We start from the raw sequence: 18,238 nt of genomic DNA on the forward strand, positions 1-18,238 counted from the left end.
CTCGGCCGGCGGTCCCCCGCCGGGGCGACCACCGCCCCGTCCTGGAGACGGGCACTGCTAAGCTCACGCCTGTTGTTAGCGTTCACATTGCAGGGAGAGGGCGACCGGGGGAAATGCTCCTCGATGCCGCGGACGCGGAGTTCCACGACTTCTTCGAACGCCACTACGCCGAACTCGCCCGTCTCGCCCACCTCCTGACCGGCGAGACGGACGCGGCCGACGACCTCGCCGCGGACGCCCTGCTCGCCCTGTGGCAGCGCTGGGACCGGCTCCGCGCGGCCGACCACCCGCTCGCCTACGCGCGCGGGGTGGTCGCCAACATGGCGCGGGCCCGGATCCGCAGCGCGGTTCGCGAGCGGCGCCGGGTCCTGCTGTTCTGGTCCCGTGCCCCGGAGCGAACGGACGGCCCGGACACCGCTGCCGTGCTGGACGTCCGTTCGGCGCTCGCCCGGCTGCCGTTCCGCAAGCGGGCGTGCGTGGTGCTGCGCCACGCCTTCGACCTGTCGGAGAAGGACACCGCCGCGGCCCTGGGCGTCTCGGTGGGTACGGTGAAGAGCCAGACCTCGAAGGGCATGGCCGAGCTGGAACGCGCACTCGGCGCACGAGCGGTCGGCGAACTGACGACGGGAGGGAGGAACGAACGGTGAACGACCACATCGCCCGACGGCTGCGCGAGGCCGCCGAAGCCCACCAGCCCGACCGCGCACGGATGCTGGCACGGGTAGAACGCGGCGCGGCCGGCCCGCCCGCCCGCCACCGAACACCGTTGTTCGCGAGGTCGTGGCCCAGGGCCTCCCTCGCAGGCCTCGCCGTCGTCGGCATCCTGGCGACCGGCGGCCTCGCCGTCGCCGGCATCGTCCGGACGCCACCGCCGTCAGACACCGTCACCACCGCTCCGGCCGCCCCGTCTCCGACGGTCACCCCTTCGCCGACGCCACCGGCCGCCCCGAGCAGCGTCGCCCCGGCACCCGTGCCGGCCCCGGCCACCAGCACCCCGACCGGTCCGCGCCCGACCCCCTCGGCGAGCAGCCACCCCCAGGACGGATCGCTGCGGTCGGAGGGGTCGGTCGACCCGCACAGCACGGTCTACTGGTCCCAGCACAACCTCGTCCTCAAGACCGCCCAGCCGCTCACCTCACTCACCGTGGAGCTGCGCATCGCCCAGACCGGCGACGTACGGGACACCGGCAACTGGCGGACCCTGCCGAGCGACGACTTCACCGTCACCGCTCAGGAGTCCGGCGGCCTACTGGTCTACCGCTGGGTCCTGAAGCCGGGCCGCACGGTGCCGGCCGGACAGCACGAGTTCGCCGGCCAGTTCAACCACGCTACCGGCACGCGCAGCGCCGCGAACGACGGCTACCGGGTCGACGCCCAGTCGTCCAGCGGGCCCGCCTCGGTCTGGGGAGGGTTCGGCCCGGCACGGTGACTGGACGCGGCCGGCGCCCGCCGCAAGGACCTGCCCGCCCCGGGGGTGCGGGACGACGCCGAGCTGGCGCCCGCCGAGCGCAAGCGCTTCGCCGCGCTGAAGAAGGACGTCCGCACGGTGGCGGGGGATCAGATCCGCCGCCCGGAGGAGGCGATGATCGCCCAACGCTCATGGACGGCGCAGGAGTTCGACCAGATCTTCGTCGGGCATCCGCTGCTGCGGCACCTGGTGCGCCGCCTGGTGCGGCTGTCCGAGACGGACGGCGCGGTGACGGCGTCGCCTCGCCGAGGACCGCACCCTGGCGGACGTCCGGGACGAGGCGTTCGCGCTGCCGGCCACGGCCTCCGTCCGGCTGGCGCACCCGCTCCTGCTCGGCGACGGCCTCGCCGACTGGTCGGAGCTGTTCGCCGACCACGAGATCCTGCAGCCGTTCCGGTAGCTCGGCCGCCCGGTGTACGCGCTGACCGGCGAGGAGCGGGCCGGCCACCGCCTCACCCGCTTCGAGAACGGTCCGGTGCTGCCCACCACCCGGCTGGTCGGCATGGAACGGCGCGGCTGGCGGCGCGGCGAGCCCCAGGACAACGGCGTCGAGCAGTGGCTGTCCCGCCGGGTCGGGCCCGACCTCTACGTGGTGATCGCCGACCTCACCGAGCTGACCACGTTGTGACCCCTCGCCACCTCACCGACGGCCCCCCGGGTAGGCCTCCGTGACCACGATCACCACCGAGGAGGAGCTCCAGCGCCCGCCTGCCGAGGCCCGGCCCGCCGCGGCGTGCGCCGCGCGGGCCTCGGCCCGTCCCGGGTCACCGGCGGTCGACTGGCTGGACGCCGTCCACCGCCCCTGCCCGCGATGGCGTCTTCGTGACTTGTGAGGGCAGCGGACACGGGACCTATGCCCCAACCCGGGCCGGGCCGGGTACCTAGTACCAGGCGGTGCCCTTGGTGGAGCACTCCAGCACCTGGCTGCCGTTCAGCGCGCAGACCTGGAAGGTGAACTGGTCGCCCGACTTCAGACCCGTATGGGGGGACTGGTTGGAGGACTGGCCGTTCACACCGCTCTGCCAGCGGTGCCAGAGCGTCCCCGTCAGGCTGGAGTTGACCTTCTTCCAGATCACCCGGGTCGACGTCGTGTCGTCGGCCCGGTTGTCCCAGAGGCGGAACGTGTCGAGCTCGCTGATGTACTCGACGCCCGCGAGGTTGTTGGGCGTGCGCAGGGCGACGGTCTGGGCGGTGGCGGGAGCCACGGCCAGGGACACCGCGGCCACCGCTGTCGCGGCGGTGACGACGGCGCGACTCAGGTTCTTCATCGATCGCTCCTCAGGTCGACCCGCATCCTCGGCAGGATTGCCGTGGTGGGGTGCCTCGAGCTTGTGGACCGGCGCAGAGGTGGGTCAAGGTCGGTCGGTTGTCCCGGACACCATCCGGCGAGGCAGCGGGCTCTGGCCTGGCACGTCCCGGGCTGTCCGGGACGGACCCGGACGCCGTGAACCGTCCGCCCGGGCGGAATTCACCGGGGTGCGTGCCCTCGGCGGCCCTGACGAGGGCACCCGTCAGCAGTCCAGGCTGGTCTGCCGGCCGCCGGTGGGCCCTGCGCCGATGAGCTCGTCGGCGGTCGCGGCGCGCATGAACTTGCGCACCGTCTTCGGGTCCAGGCCCAGCTCGGCGACGATCTGGCTGTGCCCCATGCCCTTATCCATCAAGGCGTGGACGGCGGCGTGACGCTCGCGGGCCGCTGGGCGCGTCGTCCCTCGGGGAGCACCGTCCTCGTCCTTCTCCGGGGCGGGCGGAATCCACTGGGAGCGTAGGCGGGCGACCAGTCGCCCAGTGGCATCGCTGAGGTTCATCCACAGGTGGAACCTGTCGGCGACCTACGTGGCGGTGCCGGCACCACGGTTTGGCGCCATCGGCGTAGTAGCCGGCCCGGTCCCGGCAGATGACCTCGACGCCGGGGTGCGCGCGGTGAGCCAGGCGGCCAGCGTGTCGGCGGACCGTCCGGGCAAGACTTCGAGGGGGCAGCGGCCCTCGATGTCGATCAGGACAGTGCCGTAGTGGTGGCCCTTGCGCAGGGCGAAGTCGTCGACGCCGAGCACGCGCACCTGGCCGGTCGGCGGGTCCGGGAGTGCGCGGATCAGGCGAATCAGGGCGTCCCGGCCGATCCCGGCCGCCAGGTGCCCGGTAAGCCGGGCGCCGGCCCGACCACCCACGGCAAGGGGGCCTCGAGGATCTTCCGCAGTGGCACGGTATACCGCCCGTACCGGAAGGTCAGGCCGGTGACCTGCTCGGCGAAGGTCCGCTTCCCGCACCATGACCCGCCGCTCGTAACCGCTGTGGAACCGCTCGGACCGTGCCCCGCAGCCCGGGCAGCTCGCGCCGGCCGTCCGGCCCCGGGCGTGAACACGGACCGACCGGCCAGCCGATCTGACCAACTCGACGTGCGACAGCGCGAACTGAGGGAACAGGACGGCCAGAAGATCAGCAGCAGACACCAGTCATGATCGCCAACCGGCAACATCCCCGGGTGGCTTTCACGCAACTCCCGCCCCGGCCGTTTGCAGGAGTCGCTTCAACAGGACGGTCCGCGCCGCGCGGCGAGGGCCGTGCCTGTGGCGGGCCGGGCGGTGGCTCGGGATGGCGGGGTGCGAGAATTCGTGCAGGCCACCACTCATATGCCGGGTTCCGAACGGTTCCGGCCGAGGCCGACGGCGAGCGGACGGAAGGGCAGGAGAGCGTGGGAACGTACGGAACCGGGCTGTACTCAGACGACACCGCGTGCGATGTCCGTGATGCGTACCGTGAGGCTCTGGAAGCGGGGGCGGATACGGAAGAAGCCCGGGCACGGGTGCTGAATGCCTTCGCCGAGGAACTCTCCGCCCCGGACGAGTACGTCGTGGTACAGCTGGCACTGGCGGACACCCAGTTCAGGCTCGGTCGGCTGAGCGAGTCCGCCCGGCAGGAAGCCCTCGCCGTGCTGGACGCGGGCGGCGACCTGGAACGCTGGCAGGAAGCCGGGGTCGCGGAGGTACGCCGACGTGCTGCTGTCCTGCAACGGCTCCGAGCCCGCCTGGAGAGCCCACAGCCCGAACCACGTCCGGTCCGTGTCCGCCGCCCGAAGTCGTCACGGGCCGTCCCCGGCCGGGTGTACGCGTACCAGGCGAGGAGCGGGCAACCGTACCTGATCCGGGTGGTCGGCATTGCGGACGTAGGCTGCTCGACGGGCCCGGTCGTCCGGTTCCTCGACCATCCCGGGCCCGGCCTGCCGGACGCGGCCCACTTGGCGGAGATTCCCGAGCGGCGCTACCACCCGCGCTGGAAGCGGACCGAGGTGATCATCGCGGACGACGGCATAGCCGCACGCGAGCACGCCGGGCTGATCCTGGTCGGCGAGCACGCCCACACGCCACCGCCCCCGTCCCCCAACGGCCGGACAGTCTCCACCTGGACGCAGCTCTGCGCCTACGTGGAGACCCGCGACAACCCGGCCCCCACCGGCAACTGACTCGGTGCAGCTCGCCGAACGGCCAACGAGCTGCACGTCCTTCCCGGGGCAGAGGGATACTCGGAGGCGGGCAGGCCCTGCCGTGATCGCCAACCGGCAACACCCGTAGGCGGCTTTCTCGGAATCTGCGCCAGAGCCGCTAGGGTCTCGGCTGGCGGACACGTCAGATCCTTGCCCATTGAGAGGACGTTAAGTTCGTTAATCTGGTGTCGCCCGTTCGTGTGTACGGTGTCATTCGAGCTGACGGGCCTGTCGTGTGCATGTTGATGTTGGTGCGTGGAACGGATGCCGTACTCAACGGACTTGTCGGACGGGCAGTGGGCCTTGATCGAGCCGCTGGTCACCGCCTGGAAGCAGGAGCGGGTGTCGCGCTCGGCGACCGGGGACCCGGGCTCCTGCGACCTGCGCGAGGTCGTGAACGCGCTGATGCACCAGAACCGGACAGGCCGTCAGTGGCGACTCCTTCCGCATGACCTACCTGCCTGGTCGGCGGTGTTCTACTACTTCACCCTCTGGCGCCAGGACGGCCTTGACCAGCGGATCCAGGAGATCCTGCGCTGCCAAGTGCGGGAGCGGTCCCGGCGATTAGAGGACCCGTCCCCTGGTGATCATCGACACCCAGTCCGTCCGCGCGGCGGCCGGGGTGCCGAAGGAGACGACGGGGCTGAACGCCAACAAGAAGTCGCCCGGCAGGAAGCCGGGACTGGCCGTCGACGCACTGGGCCTGGTCATCGGCGTGGTGGTCCTGGCCGCAAGCGCGCACGACAACGAGGCCGGCATCGCCCTGCTGGACCAAGCGGTCGAACGATGCGGCATGCGCCTGGAGAAGGCCCTGGTCGACCAGGGCTTCAAGGACGCCGTGATCATCCACGGGGCGGTGAACGACATCACCGTCGAGGTGGTCCGCCGCAACCCCGACGACCGGGGCAAGGGCTTCGTCCCACAACCGAAGAGATGGGTGGTGGAACAGGTCAACGGCACCCTCATGCTCCACCGGCGCCTCGCCCGCGACTACGACCACCGGCCCGACAACGCCGCCTCCCACGTCTACTGGGCCTCCACCGCGGGCATGCCCCGCCGCCTCACCACCCCCAGCCCCGCCTGGCGCGACTACGTCGAGCTGGCCGCATGAACGTCACCGAACTCCTGCGGCGACTGCAGGCCGAGCAGGACGAGACCGCCTACAGCTCGATCGCCGACGCCTACGGCGGCTACACTTCCCGGCTGCGCGTGGTGACCATGCCGGACTGCACGCTGATCACGCCACAGCTCGCCGAGTGCCGTACGCGCACGCCGATCGACACCACCGTGGACCCGGCCACCAAGCGGATCACCGGCAGGATCGTCCTGCCGGGCGACACCGCGGCTCCCGCACAGGACTCCCCCGCGCACGGCTCCCTCACGAAGGTGCCCCAACCGAGGCGCCCCCCGCCACGACCGCAGCCTCCGCGCTCCGGCAGGAGATCCTGAATGAGCGCGGCCTCCGGTACCATGTCCCGCTGACCGCGCCGGTCGGCCCGGTCAGATAGCGCCACCCGTAGCACGCCGCAGGGCGTTTTCGGTGCAGGCAGCGGCCCCCGGGAGAGCCGGACAGCCCCGGCAGTCGTAAGCCGACCGCCCGACCGGAGACCGGCTACGGGGTGCGATAGTCCCGTATTGGATCGCGGGCCTCGTCGTGGTCGAACGGGGAGAACCAGTTCAGCGGTGCCGGGCTCACCAGGCCCAGAGTCTGGTTGACCTCGCTCTGCGGGTCTTCGGCGCCATCCAGACCGGCGTCGAAGAGCATCAGCACATCATGATCTTGAAGAAGCATGTCGGATGCGCCATCCAGGTCGATGTCGAACCGGTGGAACGGAGGTCCGCGATGCGCTCGGCCACCAGCCCGGGGCGGTCCTGCAGCAGTTCCTCGGCCCGGCGGATCGCCAGGTGCAATGCCAGCTCCTCGCCGGTGCGGCGTGGCAGCGGGGCACGATCGGCGGCGATGTCCGAGGCGAGACCGTCGAACGACCGGGCCATGTCCCTGCGCCAGGACCCGCCCAGACGCCGCGTGATGCGGGGCGGATCAGCGGACAGCCCGGCCGCCTGCCCAGAGAGCGCCTCGTCACCCAGCGCCGCGGCCTCCTCCCGCGAGGCCGCCGACCCGCACGCGATCCCGCAGCCGGCGGTTCCTGCCGCGGTGACGGCCTTCGACGACCGGTCCTCGCAGGCCGACGGCATCCACCCGTTCGGCGGCGGGCATGCATGCGGCGGATCCGGGCGGGGGAGACGGGGAGGCACACCTCGCAGCCCGCAGAAAGGAACCCTCATGTCCACCGACGCCATCGTTCTCCTCAAGGAGGACCACAAGGACGTCCGCCGTCTGTTCCGTGCCTTCACGAGCGCCGGCGAGAACGCCCGCGCGGAGAAGGCCGACCTGGTGAAGCAGATCCTGGAAGCCCTCACCGTGCACACCTACATCGAGAACGAGGTGATGTACCCCGAGGTCCGCAGGCTCGTGCCCGCCCTGGAGAGCGACATCCTGGAGTCCTACGAGGAACATCACGTCGCCGACCTGCTCTGCACCGAACTGTCCGCGATGAGCCCCGAGGACGAGCGCTTCGACGCCAAGACCACCGTGCTGATCGAGAGCGTGAGCCACCACATCGAGGAGGAGGAGAACGACTGGTTCCCCAAGGTCCGCGAAGCGCTGGGCCGAAAGGAGTTGCAGGAGATCGGCGCCCGCCTGATCGAAGCGCGGGCGAAGGCACCCCGCGCGCCGCAGCAGCCCGGCGCCCTGAAGAAGGCAGCCGACGCGATCCTGTCCTGACCCGAAGCGCTCCCGACCCGAACAGCCGCCCCAGCAGCGCGCCCGACCCACCCGGCCTCCATGCTGGGGGCGGCGCCAGGCCGCCTGGTCGTGAGTGCGCCGACCGATTCAGCACGTACCGCCCTTTCCGGCATCCGGAGGAACCGATGGACAAGTCCAACCCCGTACGGAAGGTCGTCGACGCCGTGGCGGACGCGGTGGCCGAGGTGAAGGACCGGGCCCGGCCGGCCGTCCCGGGCGCCCCCGGGGCCGAGCCACCGTCGGTGGCCGAGCCGACGGAACCGCGGGCTCCCCTTCCGTCCAAGCCCGACCAGGACGAGCCGGCCGTCGTCTCCGCCACCGGGCGCGACAGCGGGGCCGCTCGGGACGTGCGGTCGCAGAGCGGTGGCTACCTCACCACGGCGAACGGCACGCGGGTCTTCGACAGTGACCACTCGTTGAAGGCGGGCCCGCGGGGGCCGGTGCTGCTGCAGGACCATCACCTGCGCGAGAAGATCATGCATTTCGACCACGAGCGGATCCCGGAGCGGGTGGTGCACGCCCGGGGCGCCGCCGCCCACGGCGTGTTCCGCGGCTACGGCACCGCCGGAGAGGTCACCAAGGCGGCGTTCCTCGCGGACGGTGTCGAGACGCCGGTGTTCGTGCGGTTCTCCACCGTGCTGGGCTCCCGCGGGTCAGCGGACACGGTGCGCGACACGCGCGGCTTCGCGACGAAGTTCTACACCACCGAGGGCGTCTTCGATCTCGTCGGCAACAACATCCCGGTCTTCTTCATCCAGGACGCCATCAAGTTCCCCGACGTCATCCACGCCGGCAAGCCGCACCCGGACCGGGAGATCCCGCAGGCACAGAGCGCCCACGACACGTTCTGGGACTTCGTGTCCCTGCACACCGAGGCCACCCACCACACCATCTGGAACATGTCCGACCGGGGCATCCCGCGCTCCTTGCGGATGATGGAGGGCTTCGGTGTCCACACCTTCCGCCTGGTCAACGCCGAGGGCTCCGCCAGTCTGGTGAAGTTCCACTGGAAGCCGAAGGCGGGCGTGCACTCCCTCGTCTGGGAGGAGGCCCAGCTTCTGGGCGGCATGGACCCTGACTTCCACCGCCGCGACCTCGCCGACGCCATCGAGGCGGGGGCCTTCCCCCAGTGGGAGCTCGGCGTCCAGGTCTTCCCCGACGCCCCGGAGCAGACCTTTCACGGCATCGACCTGCTCGACCCCACCAAGATCGTTCCGGAGGAACTCGCCCCCGTCCGCCCGGTCGGCCTGATGACCCTCAACGCCAACCCGAGCAACTACTTCGCCGAGACCGAACAGGTCGCCTTCCACCCCGGCCACCTCGTGCCCGGCATCGACGTCACGGACGACCCGCTGCTCGCCGGCCGCCTGTTCTCCTACCTCGACACCCAGATCACCCGGCTCGGTGGCCCGAACTTCGCGCAGATCCCGATCAACCGCACCCACGCGCCGGTCAACGACATGCTCCGCGACGGCTTCCACCAGGACGCGGTGCACACCGGCGTCGCACCCTACAAGCCGAACTCGCTCGACGGCGGCTGCCCCTTCTTCGCCGGTGCCGACGAGCGCGCCTACATCGAGTTCCCCACCCCCCTCGCGGCCGCGAACAAGGTCCGCGAGGCGCCCGCGTCGTTCGGCGACCACTTCAGCCAGCCCCGGCTGTTCTGGCTCAGCCTCAGCCCCGTCGAGCAGCAGCACGTCATCGCCGCCTACACCTTCGAACTCACCAAGGTCTACGAGCAGGCGATCAAGGAGCGGGTTCTCACCGTCCTCGCCAACATCGACACCACCCTCTGTGCCGAGGTGGCGAGCGGCCTGGGCCTGCCCGCACCGCAGGCCACCGTCAAGCCCGCGGATGCCACCCCGAGCCCCGCCCTGTCCCAGCTCGGTGCGAGCTGGCCGGTCGACGGCCGCGTGGTCGGTGTCGTCGCCGCCCCCGGCAGCGACCTGGACACCGTCCGCCAGGCCCGCGACGCCGTCCGCGCGGCCGGCATGACCGCTCTGCTCATCGCCCCCACCGGCGCACCGCTCGCCGAGGACCTCACCGTTCAGCGGACATTCGCCGCCGCCCGCTCCGTGGAGTTCGACGCCCTCGTGGTCACCGGCGCGCCGGCGCCGGGCGCCGACGACCTGGGCGCGCGCGACGCCAAGTCCGGGCCGGCCCAGGGAGCGGTCGACTCCCGCGTCGCGCTGCTGGTCAACGAGGCCTACCGGCACGCCAAGCCCGTGGCCGGCCTCCCCGCCGCCCGGCCCGTCTGGGTGTCGGCCGCCGTCGACCCCCAGGCGCCCGGGGTACTCGTCGCGGACAACCCGGCCGACCTGGTCACAGGCCTGGCAGAGCTGCTCGCCACCCATCGCGTCTGGGCGCGCTTCCCCGCCCCGACCAGCTGACGCGGTTCACCCCGCTGACGCTCCTGCCCGCCGGAGCAGGCCTTCGGCCGACGCTCCGGCGGGCACCCCGGGACAGGCCCGGGGCGGAAGGTACACCGCGCTGGGCAATTGCCCGGACCGCGTCCGCGACGCGCTGCTCGGACCGCATCTGGACTCCTACACCCGGGAGCAGGACGGCTTCTGCGCCCACGTCCTTCACCTGACGGCCGCGCGGCACCTCGGCGAGCACCCGGAGGCGGCCGTGGTCCTCGACGGCCGCACCAGTTCCCGCCGCTACCGGGTCGATGACGTGCAGCGGCCGGCCGAGGAGACCGGCCGGCCGCTGCGCGTCATCGAGTGCGTCTGCACCGGGACGTGCGGACGGGCACGCACCCGGCCGCCAACCGCGACCCGGGCCTCCACCGGCGGCTCAAGACCTCCGCAGAGCCTGCTCACCGTCCCCGCGCTGCGCCTGGACACCAGCACCCCCGTGCAGGACTGCACCCGCGCCGCCCTGGCCCACCTGACGGCCGCGACCACCCTCACCCGACCTGCTCCGGAGGGAGCCGCTCACCATCCCGATATCGCCGCCCGCACCCGACAGCCGACGAGCGGGCCGGCGGCGATACCCGGTTCAACGACCGACCGGCCCGGCAGAGCACGGCCGTCGCGGATCCCGGCCGGAACGGCACCCGGCGCCCGGTCGGCCGGGAATGCCGGCGGGGCCCTCACCGGCCAAGGGTTCCTTGGCCGGTGAGGGCCCCGCGCGATGACGTGCCGTCAGAAGGCGGTGCCGGTGCCGCCGTAGTAGCCGTCGATTCGGTCGTGGTACTCGCGGTTGCCGGTGTGCTGGTCCTTGTCGAACGCCGGGGAGTTCTTCACCTCGTCCTGGGTCCGGGCGACCCACACCGTCTTCTCGTCCACGTCGACGCGGGTGATGGTGCCCGCCGGGAGGAGAACCTCGCGGCCGAAGATCCACGGGCCGGTGTCGACGACGATGTGGGCGGTGTCGACGTCCTCGGTGTGCTTGTCGACCTTGCCGATGTGCCCGTCGGTCGCCTCGACGCGGAAGCCGGTCAGGTCGGTGCCCGCCGCGTAGCCCTCGGTGTTCTCGTAGCCCCACAGTCCGCTGGTCACAATGTGCTCCTCGTCGTTCGGTGTTGCTTGGACGAGGGCCCGGCTACCCCAGCCGGTGGCCGGCATGCCTGCGCCTTCCGGAGGGATCAGGCCACGCGGGTGGCGGTGAGGTGCCGGGCCGACGCGGCTGGGAGAAGGAAGTGTTGGAGGCCGGATCAGGGGCAGGAGGGCGTGCCCGGGACGGTCGTGAGTGGGAGGTCATGGAATGCTGATCCTTCTGTTGGTGCTGCTGATCGGGGCGGCTGCCGTCGAAGTGGCCATCGCCCCCGCCGGGCGCCACCGAGGCGTTCGACGTGTCGTGCCGGTCGTCTCCGAGGGCGCGGCGGATGCCCGGCACCGCCGCTGACAGGCAGCCCGCCAGGCAGCCCCGTGAGACCCGTCTGATGCTGTGCCGGCGGCGGGGTCCGGGGCGTCGGCATGGAGGCTGTCAGCCGGTCCAGCCAATCTCGCTGTCGATGAAGCCACCGGTGAGCCCGCCCGGGCCGGCCATCACCGCGCCGGTGAAGCAGGAGGCGCCGTCCGGACCGAACTCGGCCTCGGTCGCTCACGGGTGGCCGTGTAGTCAGGGTCGCAGGTGCGGAAGGGTGAACTCGGGCAGGGCGTAGGCGCCGGCCTGGGGCGCTGCCGGGTCGGTCGGGAGGTCGGCTCCGGGAATGTCGACGGCGTGGGGTTCGGCGTTGTCGACGGGTGTGTAGTCCAGTACCGCCGGATCCGGGATCTCCCAGAAACGGCGGGCGTTGGCGGAGACTGCGTACACGGTGGCGAAGCGGGTGGAGGGCGGGGCCGTCAGCGCGGCCCGAATGTATCCGACGGCGTCGCGCGGGCTGAGCCACGTCGCCAGATGCCGGGGCTCGGTTGGGACGGGCTCGAAGCTGCCGATGCGCAGGCAGATGACGGACAGGCCGAACTTGTCGGCGTAGAGCTGTCCGAGAGCCTCGATGGCCGCCTTGCTCACCCCGTACAGGCCGTCAGGCCGTACGGGCTCCTGCGGCCTCGTGAGATGCCCGACGGGGTAGAAGCCGGTCACGCGGTTGCTGCTGGCCAGCACTACCCGCTCGGTGCCTGTTCGTCGTGCCGCCTCCAGGACGTGGTGGGTGCCGAGCACGTTGGCGTCGAGGAGATCCGTGAGCTGCGCTTCGTCCGGCACACCGCCCAGATGGAGCACCTGATCAGCGTCTGCGAGTGCCGATTCCACGGCGGCCGCGTCGCGCAAGTCGATGGTGCGCACGTCCTCGTTGTCGGCCTCCGGCCGCAGCGGCACCCGGTCGAGCAGGATCACACGCGCAGCTTCACCCCGAAGTGCCTGGCGCACGACGGACCCGATGTTCCCCGCCGCACCCGTTACCGCCACTGTCCCCAGACGCACTACGCCTCCCCGGATGACCTCGCCTTCTGTATCCTCGTCGCTGACCTTCCACCGATCAAGCGATGGCCCGCGAAAGCACCCGGCCACCCGGCGATCACCGTGGCCGGGTACGAGGAGCAGCCCGAAGAGGCTCCGGGGCTTTGTGCACGTTGAGCCGCACCTACCGGAGCCGTTCGGGCGTACGCCGACACGGGGAGGGCTGATCGCGCGTCAACCGCCGGGTTGACTTTCCGGCGCCCCGCCCGGGCGGCGAACCGAGGCGTGCCCGGCCGCTACTCCGTCCCGGCTCGGCGGGGCGGAGCCGGGGGCGTTCCGGACGGCCGTCACGACTGGGCTGGCGCACGGGCGGTCGGCGCGGCAGCACGGGTCAGGTGGGGAGGATGCCGCCTTCGCCGAGGTAGCGCAGGCGGCGGATGCCCGCCTGCGCGCCGAACCGGTCGAAGTACAGGGCGGACCTCGCCGCCGGCGGATGCCACCCACCGTCTCAGACCGCCCGGGAGCACCGACCCAGACTGTCGGCGGGCAGCCGCACCGCGACCCGCGGGGCCGCCGGTTCGTCCTGCAGCTCCGCCCCCGCCTTCCTCGCCAGGCCCCGACCCTACGTGCTTCGCCCGGCGTGCATACCGACAACGCGCACAGCGGGCAGGCGCACCGGACGGCCCGCGCCACCGGGGCGGCGCGCCCGGTGGTGTTCGGGAGCGCGTTCGGCGGCGGAACTCAGCGGGCCACCCTCCTTCTCGGGAGGGCGGCTGCCGGGATGGCGGTGCGATGACGAACGGACGACGAGGCCGCCGCCTTTCCCGGCTCAAGGAGCTGGGTGCCATCCCGGCCCCCGCCAGCGGGAACTGCCCCGGAATGGACGGTCGCCCCTCGCGCACTGGCTGGCCCGCCGCCTCCCCTCACCTCGCTACCGCGTGCGGAACCCGCCGCCGTCTCACCCCCGGGAGCGGGACCCAGGGCCCGGGGCGGCCGGGAGAAGCCGCTGTGGGTTGGCCGGACCCCCGGCTTCCACGAAAACTCCACCCGAATGGCGTGAATGGATCCGCGATCCCGGGGTATCCGGGGGCCGACTATTCACAGCGCGAGGGAAGGGAACGACATGGCCGTGACCAGTGGACTCCTCCAGGAGACCCGCCCCCTGACCGGCACGGAGGCCGCCCTCCCGTCCCGCTCGGCCGACATCGCCCCCGAGCTGGCCGACGTGGAGGACCTGGCGGAAGTCGCCCCCACGGATGCGCGGGACATGTCCCGGGTCCTGCTGGTGCGGCTGGCCTCACTGGAGGAGGGCACCCGCGAGTACTCCTACGTCCGCTCCTCCCTGGTCGAGCTCAACCTCTCCCTGGTGCGCTTCGTGCTGCGCCGCTTCGGCGCGCACCGCGAGAGCATGGAAGACCTGATGCAGGTCGGCTCGGTCGGCCTGATCAAGGCCATCGACCGCTTCGACCCCGACCGAGGGGCGGAGTTCACCACTTTCGCGATCCCCACGATCCTGGGCGAGATCCGCCGCCACTTCCGGGACACCACCTGGGCCGTCCACGTCCCCCGCCGCCTGCAGGAGCTGCGCCTGACGCTTGCCAAGGCCCAGGACGCGCTCGCGCACGACCTGGACCGGTCGCCGACGGTCGCCGAACTCGCCTCCTACCTGGAGATGTCGCAGGAGGAGGTCATCGAGGGCCTCACCGCGGCCAACGCGCACAGCGTCGACTCCCTCGACGTGCCGGCCGGCGACGGCGAAGGCCCGGGTGCGCTCGCTGCCCGGCTCGGTGGCACCGACGACCGCTTTACCCTGATCGAGGACCTCGTCTCCCTCCAGCCGCTGGTCGCGGCGCTGCCCGAGCGCGACCGGTTGATCCTGTCGATGCGCTTCACCCAGGAGATGACCCAGTCCCAGATCGGCGAGCGGCTCGGGGTGTCCCAGATGCACGTCTCCCGTCTGCTGTCCCGCATCCTCACCCAGCTCCGCAAGGGCCTGGAAGCAGCCTGACCCGCAACTCCTCGGGGCGGGGCGGCCAGTGCAGTGGCCGCCCCGCCCCGGGCGTGCGGACCGACACGACGCAGTTCCAGGAGGGGATGAGGATGTCGGCACGCCATGACCCGCCCGCGCTCGGAGCAGCGGATCTCGACGAGGAGGGTGTGCACGTCGAGATGCAATTGGCGCCCGGTCACACTGTGGTCGCCATCTCCGGCGACCTGGACATCGAGACCATGCTGCCGGCCCAGGAGGCTCTGGAGCGCGCCTTCTGGGACAACCAGGTCGTGATCGCCGACCTTGAGCAGGTCACCTTCTGCGACTCCTCCGCCCTCAACCTCCTCCTGAAGGTCCGTGCGAACGCGATCGCGGCCGGGGCGCAGCTGAGGCTGGCCGCGGTGTCGGAGCCGGTGCGGCGGCTGCTGGAGATCACCGGCTGCGCTGCGGTCTTCGATGTGTGCCCCACGGTGGGGGCTGCTCTCCCGGAAGCTTCGTGAGCACCGGCTCCGCACCGCCGCGCGGGCGGTACGAGCAGATTTGTGGTCTGAGTCGCGGCGCAGCGGGCAGTCGCAGCTCAAGACCGCTGATACGAAGGGCTGACCGAATGAGCGCACCCGGGCCGACCCTCAACGGCCACCGGCCCACGGCGGCACTGACGCTGCCGTCTGGCGGGCAGCGCCGCCGCCTGCCGCTCGCCGGGCAGCGCAGGCCCGTCGCTGTGGCGCGGGCCTTCGTCCAGACCGCGCTGGACGACTGGTCGTGGCCCGACCAGGGCGACATCGTGCTCCTGGTGGCGGAGCTGGTCGCCAATACGCTGCTGCACGCCGACGGCCCGCTGGAGCTGGTCCTGGACGCGACCGGGCAAAGGCTGCGGATCGAGGTCAGTGACGGCTCCCCGGTCCTGCCCGTCGCCCGCGAGCCGCACCTTCCCGCCCGGCCAGGCGGCCACGGCCTCCACATCATCGCCTGCACCAGCGACCGCTGGGGCGCCGCACTCCAGTCCTGGGGCAAGACGGTCTGGGCCGAGATCGACGCCCCGGCACCGCCTCGTCCCTGACCCTCCCCCACCACAGGCCGTGCCAGGGAGCCGACCACGCAGCCGGGCCGATTGTCCGCAGTGCGGCGGCAAGGAGGGGGGCGAGGGGGCAACCGGCTCGGGTGGCGGCGCGCGGGCCAGGCGCCGGATCCGGGCGAACGCGTCCTCCGGGGCGAGTTGGGCGGAGCGCTCGTCGGGGCTGTGGGCGAGCGCGGCGCGCCACACCGCCGGGGCGAGCAGGTCAGGTTGTTCTGGGGGATGTCCTCCAGCAGGCTGGCCGCGTCCGCGTTGCCCGGGGCAGTGAGTGCGGCGAGATCTTCACGCTGGTTCAGGATGGTCAGGCACCCGGCGTCAACGGCGTCGAGGACACTGTCGAGCATGTCCTCGATCTCGTCGAAGAGCTGCCTGGTCTCGGCTTCCACTGCCCTGGGGGCTTGCAGGTCCGTGCGGTGGGCGTGGGAGTGAAGGGTGCCGACGATACCCAGCCAGGTACTGCCGGCCGGGCCGGTTTCGGCGAAGCCGTAGGTGGCCAGGATCGACACCACCTCGCACTTCTGGGTGTCCTGCTTGTTCATTTCGGCCGCCTTGCGGTCTTCCTGGGAGACGAGGACCTCTCGGACCGAGCTCTCGAGCTCGCGCAGCGCGTGGAAGAGGTAGTTCGAGCGGCAGGCCGGCTGGAGGTCGTGGTCGACGAGGCGGCAGGCGTCGGCGAACCAGGCTGGCCGGCCCGGACCGAGGCGGGTGAGTCGGGTGGAGACGCTGGCCCGGCGCTGCTCGCGGTCGGGCTCCGGCATTTGAGGCTACGTCACCCATGTGGATTTCCAGATCACTTGGCCATCGGCGGCTCGATGGCTCGGGTGTTGGGCAGGGGATGAAGTGTCCTCGACTGCATTCTGAACGCGGCACGTCGACACCAGGACCGGGCCAGCCGCCTTGTTCGAGGACTCCGGGGCTGCGCACGGCCACCGCGTCCCAGGCGGCCGGGGCCGCCAGGTCCTCGGCGACGAGCCGGTCGAGCTTCACCGACAGGTAGGCCACGTCCGTGCAGTAGCGCTGGTCCTGGTCGAAGATGAAGGCCGGGCAGACGGGGTCGGCACTGGGTGCCGTGGAGTCGGCCTGGCCGCCCTCACCCGCTTGATCTAGTCGGCTCATATATGGGGCACCACGTCTTCGGTGAGGGTCAGCGCCAGGGTTAGGCCGATGGTGGCGGGGATGTACTTGACCTCGGTTCGTGTCTTTCGGTGAGTTCGGGAGCCGCTGATCGGGTGACCGACGGGTAGGACTCGGAGTCTCCGGGACGACGGCCATTGAGGCGCCCGTAGCTTTGCAGGGCGGGCTTTCGGTTGCCTCCCTGACACAACGTGGCCGGGGCCCGCTCCTTGGCGCGGTGCCGGTGTGTCACGGTAGCGCCTGGTGGGGCGTGTTGATGGGCTCGTTCGTCAGCGGAAGTCAAGCAAGGTGTGGGCGATGACCGCCTGCTCCGGCTGGAGCGTGCCGGCGCCGCCCTCGATGTCCCACAGAGCGTTCTGTAGGACGCGCCCGAGCGTCCACGCGGTGGCTTGCTGGCGGTCCAGCCCGATGACCTCGGTCATGAGATGGAACCGGTAGCTGACGGCGCGGGGAACGTTGCCGGTGGCCACGACGTCGTCCCATCGGTTGCGCAGGGCGGGTAGCAGTTCGAAGCCGGGGTGTCCGGCGAGCGGCTTCGGGTCGATGGCAAGCCACCGCGTCCGTCCCACGGGCTGGGACGCGGGGTGCTTGGCTAGGACGTTGTCGTAGTGGAGGTCCCAGTGCAGGAGCCGGTCGCCGGGTTCCGGGAGCACTTCCCGCGTCGCGGCCGCGCAGGAGGCGAGGAGGCGGCGGTCGGCCGGGGCGTCCAGCAGCGGAAGCGAGTGGGGTAGGCGGTCGAGCATCGCGGTGGCGGTGTCGGCCAACAGCGGCAGGCCCTGGGGTGCCGGGGAGGCCACCAGGCGGGACAGGAGCTCGCTGAGGACCTGCAGTGCGGCGGTGTCATCCGCCACGCCGGCGAGTGAGCGGCTGGCGTCCAGGCGTTCGAGGAGCATCGTCCCGGTGTCGGGGTCGCTGTCCAGGAGGCGGACCGCGTCGCGGCCGGACCACACGCGCAGGGCGAGCGGTTCGCCTCGGGTCTCCTCGTCCACCGGCTGAAGCTTGAGCACCGCCGGGGTGCCGTCGGCTCGGATGACCGGAAGGACCAGCGCGACGACCCCGTGGGCCGGCGGACCGTCCAGTCGCAGGTCCCAGCGGTCCAGGAAGCTCTCCGCCAGGGCGGGCAGGGCGGTGACCCATGCCCGCCCGAGGTCACCGCGGTGGGAGGCGGCCAACGCCTCGGGGACGCGGATTCGATGGTGCGGTGAGCCGACGGTCATGGCGCTCCTGCTTTCGACACCTGATGATGTCCCAGAATGCCTGGTGCGAGGACAGGGGCGGGCGTCAGGCCGGTGGCTCGGGTAGGCAGCGGCTCTGCGGTGCCGCCGGTCAGCCAGCGGCCGCTGCCGGGGCGGCGAAGGTCTCGCGGGGCCCGAGGTCTGTGTAGGTCACGGAGAGGGCGGATTTGGGGTTCGATGACGAGCACGGTCACGCCCATGTCG

Annotated in this window: 20 protein-coding genes and 2 pseudogenes; 14 read left to right on the forward strand and 8 right to left on the reverse strand. The window is 71.7% G+C overall.

The window, feature by feature from the left end; translation table 11 throughout:
- Positions 1–113: 113 nt before the first annotated feature.
- The 5 genes and pseudogenes from ACFWA9_RS00060 to ACFWA9_RS00080 all read left to right on the forward strand — a co-directional run bounded on the left by ACFWA9_RS00060 (position 114) and on the right by ACFWA9_RS00080 (position 2,096).
- The gene (locus ACFWA9_RS00060; RefSeq protein WP_380381924.1) at positions 114–647 is read left to right on the forward strand and encodes a SigE family RNA polymerase sigma factor; all 534 of its coding nucleotides are present in this window, start codon (positions 114–116) and stop codon (positions 645–647) included.
- Positions 644–1,429 carry a hypothetical protein gene (locus tag ACFWA9_RS00065; protein WP_380381926.1) on the forward strand — a complete coding sequence of 262 codons (786 nt, stop codon included), beginning with the start codon at positions 644–646 and terminating at the stop codon, positions 1,427–1,429. Before ACFWA9_RS00060 ends, ACFWA9_RS00065 begins: the two co-directional genes overlap by 4 nt.
- 45 nt (positions 1,430–1,474) lie before the next feature.
- Positions 1,475–1,636: pseudogene (locus ACFWA9_RS00070) on the forward strand (DUF4132 domain-containing protein); the annotation flags it as partial.
- Between the two features lie 121 nt (positions 1,637–1,757).
- Entirely contained in the window at positions 1,758–1,868 is a 111-nt protein-coding gene (locus tag ACFWA9_RS00075) for a DUF4132 domain-containing protein (protein WP_380382117.1), read from the forward strand.
- 12 nt (positions 1,869–1,880) lie between these two features.
- Positions 1,881–2,096 carry a hypothetical protein gene (locus ACFWA9_RS00080; protein ID WP_380382128.1) on the forward strand — a complete coding sequence of 72 codons (216 nt, stop codon included), beginning with the start codon at positions 1,881–1,883 and terminating at the stop codon, positions 2,094–2,096.
- Between the two features lie 253 nt (positions 2,097–2,349).
- On the opposite strand, the gene ACFWA9_RS00085 is transcribed toward ACFWA9_RS00080, so the two are convergent.
- The 3 genes from ACFWA9_RS00085 to ACFWA9_RS00095 all read right to left on the reverse strand — a co-directional run bounded on the left by ACFWA9_RS00085 (position 2,350) and on the right by ACFWA9_RS00095 (position 3,633).
- Positions 2,350–2,736, reverse strand: coding sequence for a hypothetical protein (locus tag ACFWA9_RS00085; protein WP_380381928.1), 387 nt, complete (start codon positions 2,734–2,736; stop codon positions 2,350–2,352).
- 243 nt (positions 2,737–2,979) lie between these two features.
- A complete protein-coding gene (locus ACFWA9_RS00090) occupies positions 2,980–3,114 on the reverse strand; it encodes a hypothetical protein (protein WP_380381930.1) in 135 nt (44 codons plus the stop codon).
- A 183-nt stretch (positions 3,115–3,297) separates the two neighbouring features.
- Positions 3,298–3,633 (reverse strand): transposase, encoded by a 336-nt coding sequence (locus tag ACFWA9_RS00095; protein WP_380381932.1) that lies wholly within the window; start codon positions 3,631–3,633, stop codon positions 3,298–3,300.
- 635 nt (positions 3,634–4,268) lie between these two features.
- On the opposite strand from ACFWA9_RS00095, the gene ACFWA9_RS00100 reads away from it, so the two are divergent.
- From ACFWA9_RS00100 to ACFWA9_RS00110, 3 genes and pseudogenes are all read left to right on the forward strand, one after another.
- On the forward strand, positions 4,269–4,925 hold the full coding sequence (locus tag ACFWA9_RS00100) for a hypothetical protein (protein ID WP_380381934.1): 657 nt from the start codon (positions 4,269–4,271) through the stop codon (positions 4,923–4,925).
- Positions 4,926–5,201: 276 nt separating this feature from the next.
- Positions 5,202–6,057: pseudogene (locus tag ACFWA9_RS00105) on the forward strand (IS5 family transposase).
- Positions 6,054–6,395: a hypothetical protein gene (locus ACFWA9_RS00110; RefSeq protein ID WP_380381935.1), complete on the forward strand. Its 342-nt coding sequence runs from the start codon at positions 6,054–6,056 to the stop codon at positions 6,393–6,395. Before ACFWA9_RS00105 ends, ACFWA9_RS00110 begins: the two are co-directional and overlap by 4 nt.
- Before the next feature lie 163 nt (positions 6,396–6,558).
- Here the strand turns inward: ACFWA9_RS00110 and ACFWA9_RS00115 are convergent, their stop codons facing one another.
- Both ACFWA9_RS00115 and ACFWA9_RS00120 read right to left on the reverse strand, forming a co-directional pair.
- Positions 6,559–6,711, reverse strand: coding sequence for a hypothetical protein (locus ACFWA9_RS00115; RefSeq protein WP_380381937.1), 153 nt, complete (start codon positions 6,709–6,711; stop codon positions 6,559–6,561).
- Entirely contained in the window at positions 6,711–7,142 is a 432-nt protein-coding gene (locus tag ACFWA9_RS00120; protein WP_380381939.1) for a hypothetical protein, read from the reverse strand. Before ACFWA9_RS00120 ends, ACFWA9_RS00115 begins: the two co-directional genes overlap by 1 nt.
- Before the next feature lie 88 nt (positions 7,143–7,230).
- Between ACFWA9_RS00120 and ACFWA9_RS00125 the strand changes: the two genes are divergently transcribed.
- Complete coding sequence (locus ACFWA9_RS00125) at positions 7,231–7,731, forward strand: hemerythrin domain-containing protein (protein ID WP_380381941.1); 501 nt, start codon at positions 7,231–7,233, stop codon at positions 7,729–7,731.
- 146 nt (positions 7,732–7,877) lie between these two features.
- Entirely contained in the window at positions 7,878–10,142 is a 2,265-nt protein-coding gene (locus tag ACFWA9_RS00130) for a catalase (protein WP_380381943.1), read from the forward strand.
- Positions 10,143–10,901: 759 nt separating this feature from the next.
- Here ACFWA9_RS00130 and ACFWA9_RS00135 read toward each other — a convergent pair.
- On the reverse strand, positions 10,902–11,258 hold the full coding sequence (locus ACFWA9_RS00135; protein ID WP_380381944.1) for a PRC-barrel domain containing protein: 357 nt from the start codon (positions 11,256–11,258) through the stop codon (positions 10,902–10,904).
- Positions 11,259–11,463: 205 nt separating this feature from the next.
- On the opposite strand from ACFWA9_RS00135, the gene ACFWA9_RS00140 reads away from it, so the two are divergent.
- Positions 11,464–11,604 (forward strand): hypothetical protein, encoded by a 141-nt coding sequence (locus ACFWA9_RS00140; RefSeq protein WP_380381946.1) that lies wholly within the window; start codon positions 11,464–11,466, stop codon positions 11,602–11,604.
- A gap of 216 nt (positions 11,605–11,820) precedes the next feature.
- Here ACFWA9_RS00140 and ACFWA9_RS00145 read toward each other — a convergent pair whose 3' ends face one another.
- On the reverse strand, positions 11,821–12,624 hold the full coding sequence (locus ACFWA9_RS00145; RefSeq protein ID WP_380381948.1) for an NAD-dependent epimerase/dehydratase family protein: 804 nt from the start codon (positions 12,622–12,624) through the stop codon (positions 11,821–11,823).
- 1,099 nt (positions 12,625–13,723) lie between these two features.
- On the opposite strand from ACFWA9_RS00145, the gene ACFWA9_RS00150 reads away from it, so the two are divergent.
- The 3 genes from ACFWA9_RS00150 (at position 13,724) to ACFWA9_RS00160 (ending at position 15,650) form a co-directional block, all read left to right on the forward strand.
- Positions 13,724–14,608 carry a SigB/SigF/SigG family RNA polymerase sigma factor gene (locus tag ACFWA9_RS00150; RefSeq protein ID WP_352292628.1) on the forward strand — a complete coding sequence of 295 codons (885 nt, stop codon included), beginning with the start codon at positions 13,724–13,726 and terminating at the stop codon, positions 14,606–14,608.
- A gap of 92 nt (positions 14,609–14,700) precedes the next feature.
- Positions 14,701–15,090: an STAS domain-containing protein gene (locus tag ACFWA9_RS00155; RefSeq protein WP_380381949.1), complete on the forward strand. Its 390-nt coding sequence runs from the start codon at positions 14,701–14,703 to the stop codon at positions 15,088–15,090.
- A 107-nt stretch (positions 15,091–15,197) separates the two neighbouring features.
- Positions 15,198–15,650, forward strand: coding sequence for an ATP-binding protein (locus tag ACFWA9_RS00160; protein ID WP_380381951.1), 453 nt, complete (start codon positions 15,198–15,200; stop codon positions 15,648–15,650).
- 1,418 nt (positions 15,651–17,068) lie between these two features.
- On the opposite strand, the gene ACFWA9_RS00165 is transcribed toward ACFWA9_RS00160, so the two are convergent.
- Positions 17,069–18,016 (reverse strand): aminoglycoside phosphotransferase family protein, encoded by a 948-nt coding sequence (locus ACFWA9_RS00165; RefSeq protein ID WP_380381953.1) that lies wholly within the window; start codon positions 18,014–18,016, stop codon positions 17,069–17,071.
- Positions 18,017–18,238 lie beyond the last annotated feature (222 nt).

The sequence above is a fragment of the Kitasatospora sp. NPDC059973 genome, assembly GCF_042737525.1.
Taxonomy (GTDB): domain Bacteria; phylum Actinomycetota; class Actinomycetes; order Streptomycetales; family Streptomycetaceae; genus Kitasatospora.